Raw genomic sequence first — 14,471 nt, forward strand, 5'->3', positions numbered from 1 at the left:
ATTTTGATGTATGTTGATGCAGGCTTTCAGGCAAAGACGCCGGCGCTGTCCTGCATGTGGGCCGATACCGTGCCCAGGTGGTGCAAGGTGTCGCCGCCTGTCATCTCCATCTGGGTCAGGCGCTTGAAATAGTGGCTGCCCACATATTCGTCCGTCACGCCGATGCCGCCATGCAGCTGTACGGCCTGCTGGCCCACATAGCGCATGGACTGGCCCAGCTGTACCTTGGCGCGCGCGATGGCGACATGGCGCTCCTCGGCAGGCGCCACCAGCTTGAGCGTGCCGTAGTAGCTCATGGAGCGGGCCAGCTCCAGCTGCATCTTCATATCGGCCACGCGGTGGCGCAGGGCCTGGAAGCTGGAGATCACCACGCCGAACTGCTTGCGCTGGTTCATGTATTCGGTGGTGAGCTTGAGTGTCTGCTCCATCACGCCCACGCCTTCGGCGCAAAGAGCGGCATTGGCCACATCCTGTGCCAGGGTGAGGGCCGCCACGCCGTTGGTGGTGATCAGGGTGGCCGATGCGGCATGGCAGACCAGGTCGGCCGCGCGCCCTTCGTCCTGGGTGGCATAGGGTTTGCTGCTCACGCCCTCGCGGCCGTTCTCGACGAGGAAAAGCGCAATCTTGCCGTCGAGCTGGGCCGGCACGATGAAGGCATCGGCCTGGTCGCCTGCAGGAACAATGTTTTTCGTAGCATCTACCGCATAGCCATCGCCGGATTTAGAGGCTTTTGCAGCGCAAACATCAATCTGGTAGCGCGCCTTGCGCTCCTGTGATGCGAGCACGACCAGCTTTTCACCGCTGGCGATGCGGGGCAGCCAGGCTTGCTTGACGGCCTCGTCGCCGAACTGACCGAGCAGGGCGGAGGCCACGAAAGCCTGGCTCAGAGGTTCCATCACCAGACCGCGGCCCAGCTCCTCCATGACCACCATCACATCGACTGCACCCTGGCCCAGGCCGCCATATTGCTCGGGCACCGTGAGGGCCGTCAGGCCCAGTTCGGCCAGCTCGTTCCAGACCTCGCGCGAGAAGCCGCCCTGCCTGGCAATGCTCTGGCGGCGCTCAAAGGTATAGCCCTTGTCCACCCAGCGGGCCACGGCATCGCGCAGTTGCTGCTGGTCGTCGGAAAAATCGAAATCCATATTTGTCTCCTGCCACCAGGCCGCAATTGGCGCGAAGCGCCAAACCAGCCCGGCGAAGCTCAATCTAGAACCCCCTCCCGGAGGGGGCACGGGGGAGTAGTCCTGTTTCGCGAAGCGAAGACGGTTCCTGGCTAGCCAAGAACCGTCTGCGCGACGATGTTTCGCTGCACCTCGTTGGAGCCGCCATAGATGGTGGTCTTGCGCATATTGAAGTAGGTCGCGGCCAGCGGCGCATTGCCCAGCACATCGCCGGGAAAGTCACCCTGGTAGCCGGCTTCCATGGCTTCCTGGATATAGGGCAGGGCATAAGGGCCGGCGGCCAGCATCATCAGCTCGGAGTAGCGCTGCTGGATCTCGCTGCCCTTGATCTTGAGCAGGCCGGCGATGTCCAGCGGGTTCTTGCCCGATTTCATGGCCGACAGCACGCGCAGCACCAGCATTTCCAGCGCGATCACATCGATCTCCAGCAAGGCGATCTGATCTCGGAAGCGCTGGTCTTCCCACACGCCTTCGGTCTTGGCGATGCGCTTGAGGCGCTCCAGCTCCCGCTTGGCACGGTTCACATCGGCGATATTCGTGCGCTCGTGGCTGAGCAGGTGCTTGGCATAGGTCCAGCCCTTGTTTTCCTCGCCGATCAGTTGGTCGGCAGGTACCTCCACATTGTCGAAAAAGACCTCGTTGACCTCGTGCGAGCCGTCCAGCAGCTTGATGGGGCGCACGGTCACGCCGGGCGACTTCATGTCGACCAGCAGGAAGCTGATGCCGGTCTGGGGCTTGCCCTCGTTGCTGGTTCGTACCAGGCAGAAGATCCACTCGCCGTACTGGCCCAGCGTGGTCCAGGTCTTCTGGCCGTTGACGATGTATTTGTCGCCCACGCGCTCGGCACGGGTCTTGACGCTGGCCAGGTCCGAGCCCGAACCCGGTTCGGAATAGCCCTGGCTCCACCAGACTTCGCCACTGGCGATGCCGGGCAGAAAGCGCCGATGCTGCTCTGGTGTTCCATAGGCCATGATCACCGGCGCCACCATCACGGGGCCGAAGGGCACGATGCGCGGCGTGCCGGCGAGCGCACATTCCTCCTCGAACAAATGCTTTTGTACGGCGCTCCAGCCGGGGCCGCCGAATTCCTTGGGCCAGCCGTAGCCGAGCCAGCCTTTTTTGCCCAGAATCTTGGCCCAGCGCTGCATGTCGTCGCGCGTCAGGTGCAGATCGTTGCGCACCTTGTGCGCAATATCCTCAGGCAGATTTGCCCGCACCCAGCTGCGGATCTCTTCGCGAAAAGCCTGTTCTTCAGGGGTGAATGCCAAGTCCATGCGTTGTCTCCTGCAAATGCTGGATATTTGTAGCACGCACGTTCTTTTCCTGGCTGTCCGGGTTGCGACAAATGGCGGGAAACCCCAGGGATGAGCACTCCTGAGCGGCTGCGCCTGCCCGCTTTCCCTTGCTTGACGCGCGCCAGCTTTCGGCGCTGGCGGGTCGTTGGTAATGAAGCAGGCCGCCAGCGCTTATTGGATAAACGCTGGCAGCTATCAGTTTCTGTTTGAATTTATTCAGCCGGTGCAGCAGGCGGTTCCACGCCCAGCGATTCGCACAGCATCTGCATGGTGGCGCGCAGCTGGGCGACTTCGGCTTCGAGCGCATCCACACGCTGCTGCAGGGCCGATGCATTGCTGCCCGTGCTGGCGCTGCTGGTGCTTGCCAGGGCGTTGACATCCACCGGGCCGCAAAGCAGGTGGGCCCAGCGCTGTTCACGGGCACCGGGGGCGCGCGGCAGCTGCACGACCAGCGGGCCGCCTTTTTCCTCGCTGCGTTCGCGCAGTTCGTCGAGAAAGGCTTCGACCGAGGAGATGTCGGCAAAGCGGTGCCAGCGCTCGGAGTTGATGCGCAGCTCGCCAGCGGTCTGGGGGCCGCGCAGCATCAGCAGGGACAGCAGCACGGCCGACTGGTCGGGCACGCCAATGCCGCGCGGGAAGTTGTGCTCCCAGCGCGTGGAGCGCACGCTGCTGATCTGTACCGACAGGGTCTTGAGGCGCAGGCTGTCCAGTGCCTCCTGGGCTTCGCCCTCGCTGACCTCCATCACCGGGTCGCGGCTGGACTTCTGGTTGCAGCCCGTGACCAGGCTGTTGAGCGTGAGCGGATAGCTGTCGGGCACGGTGCGGGCCTTTTCCATCAGCGTGGCCAGAACGCGGGCTTCGATGGCGCTCAAAGGGGTGTTGCGTGGATCAAACGGCATGGGATCTCCTCTAAAGTCTTAGGGCAGCGCACAGGAACTGGTGCAAACCCGATAGGGTTTGTCCGTCAATGCGACAATCGCCGCCCATGAAAAACATCGTGATCCTCATCTCGGGCGGCGGCTCGAACATGGCTGCCATTGTGCGTGCATCCCAGCAGCAGAACTGGGCAAAGCAGTACAACGCCCGCGTGAGCGCCGTGGTGAGCAACAAGGCCGAGGCCAAGGGCCTGGTGTTCGCGCGGGACAACGGCATCGCCACCGAGGTGCTGGATCACAAGCAGTTCGACAGCCGCGAGGCCTTTGATGCCGAGCTGGCGCAGGTCATCGATCGCCATGCGCCCGATCTGGTGGTGCTGGCCGGCTTCATGCGCATTCTCACTCCAGGCTTTGTTGCGCACTATGAGGGCCGGCTGATCAACATCCATCCCTCGCTGCTGCCGGCCTTCACCGGTCTGCACACCCATCAGCGTGCGATTGATGCAGGCTGCAAGTTTGCGGGTTGCACCGTACACCGCGTGACGGCCGAGCTCGATGTGGGTCCCATCCTGGAGCAGGCCGTGGTGCCCGTGCTGCAGGGTGACACAGCCGAGCTGCTGGCTGCACGCGTGCTGGTGCAGGAGCACATCATCTATCCACAAGCCGTGCTCAATCTGATCAAGGCTTGATCAGATTTGATGGCTTCTATCTCTTTATCGGTAAGCGATAGGGCCTGCCTTTATGCTGATTTTTGCTCCTCGGCAGGCAGACGGCGAAAGCGTGGCTGCTCCACGCCGTCGATCACCACCGTCTCGTTGAACATGGCTGCGGGGCGCACCCACAGGCCATGCTCGCCATAGAGCGCACGGTAAAGCGTCATGGGCTCCAGCGTTTCGCTGTGGCGCACGGTAGCTATGACTTCATAGCGCATGCCTTTGTAGTGTTCGTAGAGACCGGGCTCGGTGGTGATGAGTGCAGGCAGATCGTGGTCGGACATGGTGCTTTAAAAAGATGAGCTTTCAGCGCTTGAAGGAAAAGGGCTGGAGCCTGTTTTTACTATGAATCTGCTTGGGCTGCCCGATGTCATAGATATCGGGTGCCAGCCAGGGCCAGGGCGAGAGTGGGACAATTGCGCCCATGCATCCCAAAGCCCTTCTCGACGCTTGCTCTGAACTCGTCAAGCGTGCCCTGACATTTGAACACCCGGCCGATGCCGTGGTGTCCCGCTTTTTCCGCGAAAACCGCTATCTGGGCCCGCGCGAGCGCGCCACCCTGGCTGAAACCGTCTACACCGTGCTGCGCAAGAAGCTGCTGTTCGAAGCGCTGGCGCATTCGGGCAGCGGCGCACGCGAGCGTCGGCTGGCCATTCTGGGCTTTGCCGCCGTGCTGCGCGAGCAGGCCAAGAAGGAAGGCAAGGTCAGGAACAAGGAAGGCCAGGATAGCGAGACCTTTATCAAGGCCGCGCTGACCCCCCAGGAACTCAAGTGGCTGGCTGCCTGCGACGGCGTCAAGCCCGAAGAGCTGATGGAGGCGCACCGCCACAATCTGCCCGAATGGCTGGTCGAGCCGCTCAAGGCCCAGCTGGGCGATGGATTCTGGGCACTGGCCGCCAGCATGGAGCAGGCCGCTCCATTGGACCTGCGTGTCAACACGCTCAACGATAAGCGCTCCGATCTGCGCAAGGAACTGGAAAAAGCCGGCATCAAGGCCGAGCCCACGCCGTTCTCGCCCATCGGTCTGCGTGTGGACGGCAAGCCCGCGCTGGCCAAGCTCGATGCCTTCAACCGCGGCGCCATCGAGGTGCAGGACGAAGGCTCGCAACTGCTGGCACTGATGCTGGACGCCAAGCGTGGCGAAATGGTGGTGGACTTTTGCGCCGGTGCCGGCGGCAAGACCCTGGCCATTGGCGCGGCCATGCGCAACACCGGCCGTCTGTATGCCTTCGATGTTTCGGGTCATCGCCTCGATGCGCTCAAGCCTCGTCTGGCGCGTTCGGGTCTTTCCAATGTCCACCCTGCCGCGATTGCCCACGAGCGCGACGAGCGCGTCAAGCGCCTGGCCGGCAAGATCGACCGTGTACTGGTCGATGCTCCCTGCTCGGGCCTGGGTACGCTGCGCCGCAACCCCGACCTCAAGTGGCGCCAGAGCGTCAAGGCCGTGCAGGAGCTGACGCAGAAGCAGGCTGCCATCCTGGAAAGCAGCGCGCGCCTGGTCAAGGCCGGCGGTCGTCTGATCTATGCCACCTGCTCCATCCTGCCAGAGGAAAACGAGGCCATTGCCGAAGCCTTCAGCGCCGCTCACCCCGAGTTTGTGCCGCTGGACGCGGGCGAGGTGCTCGAGCAGCTCAAGATTGCCGACGGCGACAAGCTTTGCAGCGGTGGTGACAAGGGTCGACGCTATCTGCGTCTGTGGCCACATCAGCACGAGACAGACGGGTTTTTCGCGGCTGTTTGGGTGAAAAAGACGTAACTTCGGTGCAAATCCGGTATCTGCTGTCGGGGAATCGACAGCAGGCCGGTCGGCAGCTCACCTAAAATGGCACGACCATGCGTGTCGGATGGGCGCGTTTTTTTGCCAAAGGCTTTGTTATTTATGTCGCTGGATATAGCCTCGATCTGGAATGCCGTCGTGGATTGGATGGCCAATGGCCTGTGGGATCTGTCGTGGTGGCAGCTGCTGCTCTACACCCTGATCACCACCCACTTCACGATTGCGGGCGTCACCATCTATCTGCACCGCAGCCAGGCGCATAGGGCGCTGGATCTGGGGCCTATTCCTTCGCATTTCTTCCGGTTCTGGCTCTGGCTGGGCACGGGCATGGTGACCAAGGAATGGGTGGCCATCCACCGCAAGCACCACGCCAAGTGCGAGACCGCGGACGACCCGCACAGCCCGCAGACCCGCGGCCTGGGCAAGGTGATGCGCGAAGGTGCCGAGCTGTACCGCGCCGAGGCCAAGAACGAGGAAACGCTCAGGAAGTACGGTCACGGCACGCCCGACGACTGGATGGAGCGCAATATCTATCGCCATTCGGTGATGGGTCCCTCGCTGATGCTCATCCTGAATGTGGCGCTGTTCGGTGCGATCGGACTGTCGATCTGGGCCGTGCAGATGGTCTGGATTCCATTCTGGGCTGCGGGCGTGGTCAACGGCGTGGGGCATTTCTGGGGCTATCGCAACTACGAGGCGACGGATGCCTCCACCAATCTGGTGCCCTGGGGTCTCATCATCGGTGGCGAAGAACTGCACAACAACCACCATACCTTCCCCACTTCGGCCAAGTTCTCCGTCAAGCCCTACGAGTTCGATATCGGCTGGCTCTATATCAGCCTCATGCAGAAGCTGGGCTGGGCCAAGGTCAAGAAGACCCCACCGCGCCTGCGCATGGGCGCCGTCAAGCCCGTGGCCGACGAGCTGACGCTGGAAGCCATCATTGCCAATCGCTACGAGGTCATGGCCCGCTATGCGCGCGGCGTGCGCGCGGCGGTTCAGCACGAGCTGGATCTGCTCAAGCAGAAGCAGGCGCAGAAGTCGGATGTTTCCCTGCTCAAGGGCGTGCAGCGCTGGCTGCACCGCGATGCCGACAAGGTGCCCGAGCGTGCCCAGGGCCAGCTGGCGCAGGCGCGCGCTGCGCACCCGGTGATTGACCAGATGCTGGTCATGCGTGAAGAGCTGCGCCAGCTGTGGCTCAACACCAGCCTGAGCCGCGAGCAGCTGACAGGCCAGCTGCAGGCCTGGTGTCAGCGTGCCGAAGCCAGCGGCATTGCGGCACTCAAGGATTTCTCCGTCAAGCTGCGCGCTGCCCACGTCTGAGGCCGAGCTTGCCTAGCTGCTGCCAGAGTCTGGCAAGCGCGAAGCTCAGGCCTTTTCCCTCTTCAAGCCGCCTCGCTGCCCTGTTCGGGTGGGGGCGGCTTTGCTGTATTCGTGCCGCCGGATATTGAATCCAGGCCGCACCTGCCGCCGTGCTCAGCTGCACCCAGGTGCGATCGGGGCAACGCCAGCTTTGCCCGGTTTGCAGCAACATGACCTGGCCGAAGTGAGTGTCGGTAAAGCTCAGCGACCCGATGGCCAGACGCAGCGGACCTTGCTGGCAGAACAGCTCGCTGCCTGGTTCAAACAGCAGCGATGCGGCTTGTCCGCTGTTGAGGCTATGTGTTTTCGGGGTGAAGTCCGGCTGTGACATGGTGGCTAGAGGTCTGTGATTCAGGCCCTCAAGCGTAGGGAAGTGAGGCTTGGCAGAACAGGCACAGCAAGCGTTCTGCGCAGGCGTAGCAGCGCGGATTCCGGTGTCTCTGTTCTGCCATGTTTGCTGACAATCTGTATCTGTTGCAGAACAGGGCTTGCTGGCATGATGCCGGTCCGGCCCTGCGTTTTTGCCATCATGCTGACTTCCACCACCTCCGAATCACTGCCTGTCGATGATGCGGCAAGCGATGCGCTGCTACCGCTGTATCAACGGCTGGCCGTGCACTACAGCGCAGCCATAGAGCTGGGGAGCTTGAAGCCCGGGGAGCGCATGCCGTCGGTGCGCGAGCTGATGACGCGGCATGACATCAGTCTCTCGACAGCCTTGCAGGTGCTGCGTTTTCTGGAAGCGCAGGGCTGTCTGGAGGCCAGGCCCCGCGTGGGCTACTTCGTGTGCGCGACGAGGACGGGCGATATTCCTCTGACCAACGAACCGGACCTGAGCCAGCCGCTGTCTCCCGGCGCGCATGCGCATTTCGTGGGCATCAACGAGCATATTTCTCTGCTGCTCGAGCGCGGCCGCCAGGCCGAGGTCTATATGGACATCGGTGGCTGCACGCCGCCTGCCTCCTTGTTCGATCATCACTATCTGAACAAGACCGTCACCAGGCTGCTGCGCGAGCATCCGACGCTGCTCTCGCAGGGGCGCTCTCTGCTGGCCAATCAGGGCAATCATCCGCTGTTTCAGCAGGCCATGGCCAGACGGGCGCTGGCCTCCGGTATCCGTGTGGCGCCTGCAGACGTGCTGGCAACCACCGGCAATTCCGAAGCGGTGAGTCTGGCGCTGGCTGCCGTCGCATCCCCCGGGGACATGGTGGCCGTCGAGTCTCCAACCTATTACGGCCTGCTGCAGGTGGTGGAGTCCTTGCAGCTGAAAACGCTGGAGATTCCCTGCAGCCCGCGCACCGGCATGTCCATCGAGGCGCTGGAGCTGGCTTTTCAGACCCAGCCGCGCCTGAAGGCCGTGGTGGTAGTGCCGGATCTGCAGATGCCTTTGGGTGCACGCATGCCGGACGAGAACAAGGCCAGACTCGTGGCTCTGTGCGCAGCCCATGGGGCGGCACTGATCGAGGATGACTCCTACGGTCTGTTTGTCGAAGGGCTGCCGGTGAAGCCGCTCAAGGCCTGGGACAGTGTCTCCGGGCATGTGATCTATTGCCAGGCCTTCAACAAAAGTCTGGCGCCGGGTCTGCGTCAGGGCTGGATGAATGGCGGCCAATGGCACGGCCGTATCCAGATGCTGAAATTTGCGCAAAGCCGCAATACCCAGACGCTGGGACAGCTGGTCGTGGCCGAGGTGCTGGGCTCACCCACCCATCAGCGCAGCCTGGAAAAGCTCAGGCAGCAGCTCAAGCGGCAGCGCGAGGCCATGGCCAGACTGGTGGCACGCCATTTTCCGCTGGGCACGCGCATGAGTCTGCCAAGTGGCGGCCTGTGTCTGTGGCTGGAGTTCCCTGCGCAGATGTCCACCTCGGACTTGTTCACGGCAGCATTGGCGCGCGGCATACGCATTGCGCCGGGCAGCATGTTCTCCAACTCCGGCCGATACGAGCACTGCATGCGTCTGGCCTGCACCCATCCGGTCGACGAACTCATGGAAAGGGCGATGCAGGATCTGGGCGCAATGGCCTGCCGGCAACTGGGGCAGAGTCCGCGTAGCTAGAGCTGCGCTGTGCCTTTAATTCGTCAGCTGACCGGCCATGCACTTGCTCAGGAAGTCGCGGGCCTTGCCGCCCTCCTTGTAGAAGGTGCTGATGACCTCCTTGCCTTCCACGGAGACCTTGAAGCGGGCTTCTTCCTCTTCACCCAGCTCCTTGACCAATGCTTCGGGGCCGCCCAGCGCATAGACGATGGCTCCCCATTTTCCATTGGACATGGTGTAGTTGATGGCGCCAACCTCCTGGGGCCGGTCCTGGTTCTGGGTCAGAGTGGTTCTGATCTTGCGCGGGCTGGCGGGCTGGGGAATGTCCATTCCCAGAAAGGTCAGCAGGGCACCGTTGTGCTTGGCCGTAGGGCCGGAAAGCTGAACGGCACCGGACATGCTGCCAAAGATCGCAGCACATTCAAGACCCGAGCGTGGATTTTTCTCGTCGTGCGAAAACATCCAGTAGCCCTTGCGCAGCTTCTGGTACTGCGGATCTTGTGCAATTCTCTGTCCTTCCCTGATCAGCTCCTGCCCCTCGCGCAGCAGCTCCAGCTGGCCGCGGGCCAGACCGCCCAGGGCATCGGCGGGCGACGGTTCGGTGCGCTGGGTGGCGGCGGGCGCGGAACTGAACTGCTCGCAGACGGGCACCGAGGCCAGACCCGGTGAGCCGCCTGTCATGCCAACCTGGCGCTGGCCGGGGCCGGGACCCGAGGGGCAGATGAAGGTCTGGCCGAAGACGGCTGGCGACACGGCAAGCGAAAAAAGCAATGTGCTCAGCGTCCTGTGATTCATGTGATCCCCCCCTGCTCGTTGCAAAGTGCCAAGTATAGGGAGGGGCGCGGGGCCAGCCCTCGCGCGGTTACAGGCATCGCGAAGGCATAAAAAAACCGCCTGCACTTGCGTGAGGCGGTTTTTCAGGAAACAGGCCGAATTACTTCAGCTTGGTTTCCTTGTACTCGACGTGCTTGCGAGCCTTGGGGTCGAACTTGATGATCGACATCTTTTCAGGCATCGTCTTCTTGTTCTTGGTCGTTGTGTAGAAGTGACCGGTACCAGCAGTGGAAGCCAGCTTGATCTTTTCGCGTCCGCCTTTAGCAGCCATGGTGTTTCTCCTTCAGGAAATTAAGCTTGGCCACGAGCGCGCATGTCTGCGAGCACGGAGTCGATACCGTTCTTGTCGATCAGGCGCAGAGCAGCGCTGGAAACGCGCAGGCGCACCCAACGGTTTTCGCTCTCCACCCAGAAGCGGCGGTATTGCAGGTTGGGGAGGAAACGACGCTTGGTCTTGTTGTTGGCGTGGGAAACATTGTTGCCCACCATGGGCTTCTTGCCCGTAACTTCACATACGCGTGCCATTGGGACACTCCGATAGTTGAATCGGCCGCCGGCTCTGGAATCCTGCAGGAGCAGGAGGTGCCGACAACCTCACCTCGCCAGTTTGTAATGGGTGGCGGTAGCCCGATTGCGGAAGTCCCGAAGCACGGTAAAGCGCGAACCTGGAATTCAGCAAAGTCTGCGATTATAGCGTTCTCGCAAAAAAGCCCCTGGTGCCGGCCAAAACTGGCCAAACCCAAGGGCTTTTGCGCCGAACATGCGCTAACAGCCGCTCAGACGCCCAAGCGTCCTGGCGTCATCAGGATTCCTGTTCCAGGAAGCGCTGGGCATCCAGGGCCGCCATGCAGCCGGTGCCGGCGCTGGTGATGGCCTGGCGGTAGACATGGTCCTGGCAGTCGCCGGCGGCGAACACGCCGGGCACGCTGGTCTGTGTGGCAAAGCCCTTGAGGCCGCCCTGAGTGACGATGTAGCCGTTTTCCAGCTCCAGCTGACCCTGGAAGATGTCGGTGTTGGGGTGGTGGCCGATGGCGATGAAGGCGCCTTGCAGCTTGACCTCTTCCGTGTGGCCGTCCTGCGTGCTCTTGATGCGGATGCCGGTCACGCCGCTCTGGTCGCCCAGCACTTCATCCAGTGTGAAATGGGTCTTGAGCTCGATCTTGCCTTCCTTGACCTTGTCCATCAACTTGTCCACGAGGATGGGCTCGGCCTTGAATTTGTCGCGGCGGTGCACGAGGGTGACCTTGCTGGCGATGTTGGACAGATACAGGGCCTCTTCCACGGCCGTGTTGCCGCCGCCGATCACGCAGACGGGCTGCTCGCGATAGAAGAAGCCGTCGCAGGTGGCGCAGGCGGACACGCCGCGACCCATGAAGGCCTCCTCGGAGGGCAGACCCAGGTACTTGGCCGATGCGCCGGTGGCGATGATCAGCGAGTCGCAGGTGTAGACGCCGCTGTCGCCGGTCAGGGTGAAGGGGCGCTTGGAGAGGTCAACCTGGTTGATGTGGTCGAAAACGATTTCGGTCTTGAAGCGCTCGGCATGTTCCTGAAAACGCTGCATCAGCTCGGGGCCCTGCACGCCCATGACGTCGGCAGGCCAGTTGTCCACTTCGGTGGTGGTCATCAACTGGCCACCCTGGGCCATGCCGGTAATCAGCAGGGGCTTGAGGTTGGCACGGGCAGCGTATACGGCTGCGGTATAGCCGGCAGGGCCGGAGCCGAGGATGAGAACTTGTGCGTGTTTGGTAGAGGACATGGAGCGGAACTCTGAAAAAAGCAGGCCGACGGCCGGCGCGCGGTCATGAAAACATTGGGAAGATGTGGGAGTATCGCTCCGGATCAAGGTCTGCGCGTGCAGCTGTTTTTAATCACCGGAATTGTTAAAAATGATAGTGATGAAGCGAATCCGGCTACCGTATGGCAGTTTTGTTGCATGTGCTTGCATTACGCTGAGCGATCGTCTTGGCCGAATGTACCGCTTGGATAAGGGCCTAAGGTAAGCTAGCGCCTGCGTATGACATATACATTGAACGCTTCGAACGCGTCTTCTTCCAGCAAATCAAAATCCCGCGCTGCGACTCCGCGCTATGGAGTGATTCGCTTCAGCCAGGAGGTTTTGCTGTTGATCGGCCTGCTGGCACTGGTGTTCTGGCTCATGGCCATGTTCACCTACTCGCCGCAAGATGCAGCCTGGTCCACCTCGGGTGCCGGGCAAAAGCCGTTTGTGCATAACTGGATGGGCCGTGTGGGGGCCTGGCTGGCCGATGCCTGCTACTTCGGCTTCGGCATGTCCATCTGGTGGCTGGTGCTGGCCGCCGTGCAGACCTGGGTGACATCGCTGGTGCGCTGGATGCGTGGCGGGGTGAACAAGGACGGCAGCCCTCTGGCGCTGATGCCGCTGTGGCGCCGCCGCTTTCTGTTCTGGGGTGGCCTGGCCATTCTGATGAGTGCCAGCTGCGCGCTGGAATGGACGCGTTTGTACCGTTTCGAGAACTTGCTGCCCGGCCCCGCCGGTGGCGTGTTTGGTTACATGATGGGCTTTAATGCCCTCAAATGGCTGGGTTTTGCGGGTTCGGGCCTGATCGGCATCTGCCTGTTCGTGCTGGGCGCAGCCATGGTGTTCGGCTTTTCCTGGGGTAAGCTGGCCGAGGGCCTGGGCGCTCGCCTGGACGGCATGGTGCAGTTTGGCCGCGAGCGTCGCGAAATTGCCAAGGATGTCTCTGTCGGCAAGAGAGCGGCCCGCGAACGTGAGGAAGTGGTGTTTGACCGCACCGAAGGTGCGATCGCTGCACCGGTGCATCAGCCTGTGCAGATCATCGAGCCCGTGCTGCAGGAGACCAGTCAGCCCAGCGCCCGGGTAGTGAAGGAACGCCAGAAGCCGCTGTTCACCGATCATCCGGACAGCAAGCTGCCTCAGGTGGACTTGCTGGACCAGGCCCAGCAGCGCCAGGAGCTGGTGTCTGCCGAGACGCTGGAGATGACCAGCCGGCTGATTGAAAAGCGTCTCAAGGACTTTGGCGTGGAAGTTCGTGTGGTTGCGGCCATGCCCGGCCCTGTGATCACACGCTACGAGATCGAACCTGCCACGGGCGTCAAGGGCTCGCAGATCGTCAATCTGGCCAAGGATCTGGCGCGTTCGCTGTCCCTGGTGTCGATTCGCGTGATCGAGACCATTCCCGGCAAGAACTATATGGCCCTGGAGCTGCCCAATGCCAAGCGCCAGTCGATCCGCTTGTCCGAGGTGCTGGGCTCGCAGGTCTACCACGACGCCAAGAGCCTGCTGACCATGGGTCTGGGCAAGGACATCGTGGGTAACCCAGTGGTCGCCGATCTGGCCAAGATGCCCCACGTGCTGGTGGCCGGCACGACCGGCTCGGGCAAGTCCGTGGGCATCAACGCCATGATTCTGTCTCTGCTCTACAAGGCAGAGGCGCGCGATGTGCGCCTGCTCATGATCGACCCCAAGATGCTGGAAATGTCGGTCTATGAAGGCATTCCCCATCTGCTGTGCCCCGTGGTCACCGACATGAAGCAGGCGGCCAACGGCCTGAACTGGTGCGTGGCCGAGATGGAGCGCCGCTACAAGCTCATGAGCAAGCTCGGTGTGCGCAACCTGGCCGGCTACAACAGCAAGATCGACGAGGCCAAGGCGCGCGAGGAATCGATTCCCAACCCCTTCAGCCTGACGCCCGAGGAGCCCGAGCCGCTGCAGCGTCTGCCGCACATCGTCATCGTGATCGACGAGCTGGCCGATCTGATGATGGTGGTGGGCAAGAAGATCGAAGAGCTCATCGCCCGTCTCGCACAAAAGGCGCGTGCGGCCGGCATCCATCTGATTCTTGCGACCCAGCGTCCCAGCGTGGACGTGATCACCGGCCTGATCAAGGCCAATATTCCCACGCGTATTGCCTTCCAGGTCTCCAGCAAGATCGACAGCCGCACCGTGCTGGACCAGATGGGAGCCGAGACGCTGCTGGGCATGGGCGACATGCTGTACATGGCCAGCGGCACCGGTCTGCCGATTCGGGTGCATGGCGCTTTTGTCTCCGATGACGAGGTGCACCGTGTGGTCAGCTATCTCAAGGAACAGGGCGATCCCGACTACATCGAAGGCATACTGGAAGGCGGCTCTGTCGACGGTGAGGGCGGTGATGACGATGGCGAAGGTGGAGGTGGAGGCGAAAAGGACGAGCTCTACGATCAGGCCGTCGAAATCGTGCTGAAAGACCGCAAGGCCAGCATTTCCTACGTTCAGCGCAAACTGCGCATCGGTTACAACCGCTCGGCCAATCTGCTCGAGCAGATGGAAAAGGCCGGCCTGGTCAGCTCGCTCACATCCAGCGGGCAGCGCGATGTTCTAGTTCCGGCTCGCAGCGAGTGAGTCGCGTACAAGAGAGAG

14 protein-coding genes are annotated in these 14,471 nt (G+C 62.1%); 5 read left to right on the top strand and 9 right to left on the bottom strand.

The window, feature by feature from the left end; all coding sequences use genetic code 11:
• Nucleotides 1–26 precede the first annotated feature (26 nt).
• The 3 genes from NOX35_RS05160 to NOX35_RS05170 all read right to left on the bottom strand — a co-directional run bounded on the left by NOX35_RS05160 (nucleotide 27) and on the right by NOX35_RS05170 (nucleotide 3,375).
• Entirely contained in the window at nucleotides 27–1,142 is a 1,116-nt protein-coding gene (locus tag NOX35_RS05160) for an acyl-CoA dehydrogenase family protein (protein ID WP_182285842.1), read from the bottom strand.
• A 131-nt stretch (nucleotides 1,143–1,273) separates the two neighbouring features.
• On the bottom strand, nucleotides 1,274–2,455 hold the full coding sequence (locus NOX35_RS05165) for an acyl-CoA dehydrogenase family protein (protein ID WP_003058245.1): 1,182 nt from the start codon (nucleotides 2,453–2,455) through the stop codon (nucleotides 1,274–1,276).
• A 233-nt stretch (nucleotides 2,456–2,688) separates the two neighbouring features.
• Nucleotides 2,689–3,375 (bottom strand): YceH family protein, encoded by a 687-nt coding sequence (locus tag NOX35_RS05170; RefSeq protein ID WP_256495952.1) that lies wholly within the window; start codon nucleotides 3,373–3,375, stop codon nucleotides 2,689–2,691.
• An 86-nt stretch (nucleotides 3,376–3,461) separates the two neighbouring features.
• On the opposite strand from NOX35_RS05170, the gene purN reads away from it, so the two are divergent.
• Nucleotides 3,462–4,040 (top strand): phosphoribosylglycinamide formyltransferase, encoded by a 579-nt coding sequence (gene purN, locus NOX35_RS05175; protein WP_182285845.1) that lies wholly within the window; start codon nucleotides 3,462–3,464, stop codon nucleotides 4,038–4,040.
• 50 nt (nucleotides 4,041–4,090) lie between these two features.
• On the opposite strand, the gene NOX35_RS05180 is transcribed toward purN, so the two are convergent.
• The gene (locus NOX35_RS05180) at nucleotides 4,091–4,348 is read right to left on the bottom strand and encodes a DUF1653 domain-containing protein (protein WP_039049850.1); all 258 of its coding nucleotides are present in this window, start codon (nucleotides 4,346–4,348) and stop codon (nucleotides 4,091–4,093) included.
• Between the two features lie 140 nt (nucleotides 4,349–4,488).
• On the opposite strand from NOX35_RS05180, the gene NOX35_RS05185 reads away from it, so the two are divergent.
• The gene (locus tag NOX35_RS05185) at nucleotides 4,489–5,820 is read left to right on the top strand and encodes an RsmB/NOP family class I SAM-dependent RNA methyltransferase (protein ID WP_256495953.1); all 1,332 of its coding nucleotides are present in this window, start codon (nucleotides 4,489–4,491) and stop codon (nucleotides 5,818–5,820) included.
• Nucleotides 5,821–5,943: 123 nt separating this feature from the next.
• On the top strand, nucleotides 5,944–7,164 hold the full coding sequence (locus NOX35_RS05190) for a fatty acid desaturase (protein ID WP_256495955.1): 1,221 nt from the start codon (nucleotides 5,944–5,946) through the stop codon (nucleotides 7,162–7,164).
• Here NOX35_RS05190 and NOX35_RS05195 read toward each other — a convergent pair.
• Nucleotides 7,139–7,534 (bottom strand): hypothetical protein, encoded by a 396-nt coding sequence (locus tag NOX35_RS05195; RefSeq protein WP_256495957.1) that lies wholly within the window; start codon nucleotides 7,532–7,534, stop codon nucleotides 7,139–7,141. The genes NOX35_RS05190 and NOX35_RS05195 overlap by 26 nt on opposite strands.
• A 198-nt stretch (nucleotides 7,535–7,732) precedes the next feature.
• Here NOX35_RS05195 and NOX35_RS05200 point away from each other — a divergent pair, with 198 nt between their 5' ends.
• Nucleotides 7,733–9,259, top strand: a complete 1,527-nt coding sequence (locus tag NOX35_RS05200; protein WP_256495959.1) for a PLP-dependent aminotransferase family protein — start codon at nucleotides 7,733–7,735, stop codon at nucleotides 9,257–9,259.
• Nucleotides 9,260–9,274: 15 nt separating this feature from the next.
• On the opposite strand, the gene NOX35_RS05205 is transcribed toward NOX35_RS05200, so the two are convergent.
• The 4 genes from NOX35_RS05205 to trxB form a co-directional block, all read right to left on the bottom strand.
• A complete protein-coding gene (locus NOX35_RS05205; protein ID WP_256495960.1) occupies nucleotides 9,275–10,033 on the bottom strand; it encodes a hypothetical protein in 759 nt (252 codons plus the stop codon).
• Between the two features lie 139 nt (nucleotides 10,034–10,172).
• Nucleotides 10,173–10,343 (bottom strand): 50S ribosomal protein L33, encoded by a 171-nt coding sequence (gene rpmG / locus NOX35_RS05210; RefSeq protein WP_003058233.1) that lies wholly within the window; start codon nucleotides 10,341–10,343, stop codon nucleotides 10,173–10,175.
• 20 nt (nucleotides 10,344–10,363) lie between these two features.
• Nucleotides 10,364–10,597: a 50S ribosomal protein L28 gene (gene rpmB, locus NOX35_RS05215; protein ID WP_003058229.1), complete on the bottom strand. Its 234-nt coding sequence runs from the start codon at nucleotides 10,595–10,597 to the stop codon at nucleotides 10,364–10,366.
• 277 nt (nucleotides 10,598–10,874) lie between these two features.
• Nucleotides 10,875–11,828: a thioredoxin-disulfide reductase gene (gene trxB / locus NOX35_RS05220; protein ID WP_043003440.1), complete on the bottom strand. Its 954-nt coding sequence runs from the start codon at nucleotides 11,826–11,828 to the stop codon at nucleotides 10,875–10,877.
• 258 nt (nucleotides 11,829–12,086) lie between these two features.
• Here trxB and NOX35_RS05225 point away from each other — a divergent pair, with 258 nt between their 5' ends.
• Complete coding sequence (locus NOX35_RS05225) at nucleotides 12,087–14,453, top strand: DNA translocase FtsK (protein WP_256495968.1); 2,367 nt, start codon at nucleotides 12,087–12,089, stop codon at nucleotides 14,451–14,453.
• The last annotated feature ends 18 nt before the right edge of the window (nucleotides 14,454–14,471 follow it).

This window comes from Comamonas sp. C11 (genome assembly GCF_024496285.1).
Taxonomy (GTDB): Bacteria; Pseudomonadota; Gammaproteobacteria; order Burkholderiales; family Burkholderiaceae_C; genus Comamonas; species Comamonas testosteroni_F.

What these genes read in the sequence shown, in the direction of transcription:
- NOX35_RS05160 (WP_182285842.1), bottom strand. Translation starts at nt 1,142, where the DNA reads ATGGATTTCGATTTTTCCGACGACCAGCAGCAACTGCGCGATGCCGTG.
- NOX35_RS05165 (WP_003058245.1), bottom strand. Translation starts at nt 2,455, where the DNA reads ATGGACTTGGCATTCACCCCTGAAGAACAGGCTTTTCGCGAAGAGATC.
- NOX35_RS05170 (WP_256495952.1), bottom strand. Translation starts at nt 3,375, where the DNA reads ATGCCGTTTGATCCACGCAACACCCCTTTGAGCGCCATCGAAGCCCGC.
- purN (WP_182285845.1), top strand. Translation starts at nt 3,462, where the DNA reads ATGAAAAACATCGTGATCCTCATCTCGGGCGGCGGCTCGAACATGGCT.
- NOX35_RS05180 (WP_039049850.1), bottom strand. Translation starts at nt 4,348, where the DNA reads ATGTCCGACCACGATCTGCCTGCACTCATCACCACCGAGCCCGGTCTC.
- NOX35_RS05185 (WP_256495953.1), top strand. Translation starts at nt 4,489, where the DNA reads ATGCATCCCAAAGCCCTTCTCGACGCTTGCTCTGAACTCGTCAAGCGT.
- NOX35_RS05190 (WP_256495955.1), top strand. Translation starts at nt 5,944, where the DNA reads ATGTCGCTGGATATAGCCTCGATCTGGAATGCCGTCGTGGATTGGATG.
- NOX35_RS05195 (WP_256495957.1), bottom strand. Translation starts at nt 7,534, where the DNA reads ATGTCACAGCCGGACTTCACCCCGAAAACACATAGCCTCAACAGCGGA.
- NOX35_RS05200 (WP_256495959.1), top strand. Translation starts at nt 7,733, where the DNA reads ATGCTGACTTCCACCACCTCCGAATCACTGCCTGTCGATGATGCGGCA.
- NOX35_RS05205 (WP_256495960.1), bottom strand. Translation starts at nt 10,033, where the DNA reads ATGAATCACAGGACGCTGAGCACATTGCTTTTTTCGCTTGCCGTGTCG.
- rpmG (WP_003058233.1), bottom strand. Translation starts at nt 10,343, where the DNA reads ATGGCTGCTAAAGGCGGACGCGAAAAGATCAAGCTGGCTTCCACTGCT.
- rpmB (WP_003058229.1), bottom strand. Translation starts at nt 10,597, where the DNA reads ATGGCACGCGTATGTGAAGTTACGGGCAAGAAGCCCATGGTGGGCAAC.
- trxB (WP_043003440.1), bottom strand. Translation starts at nt 11,828, where the DNA reads ATGTCCTCTACCAAACACGCACAAGTTCTCATCCTCGGCTCCGGCCCT.
- NOX35_RS05225 (WP_256495968.1), top strand. Translation starts at nt 12,087, where the DNA reads ATGACATATACATTGAACGCTTCGAACGCGTCTTCTTCCAGCAAATCA.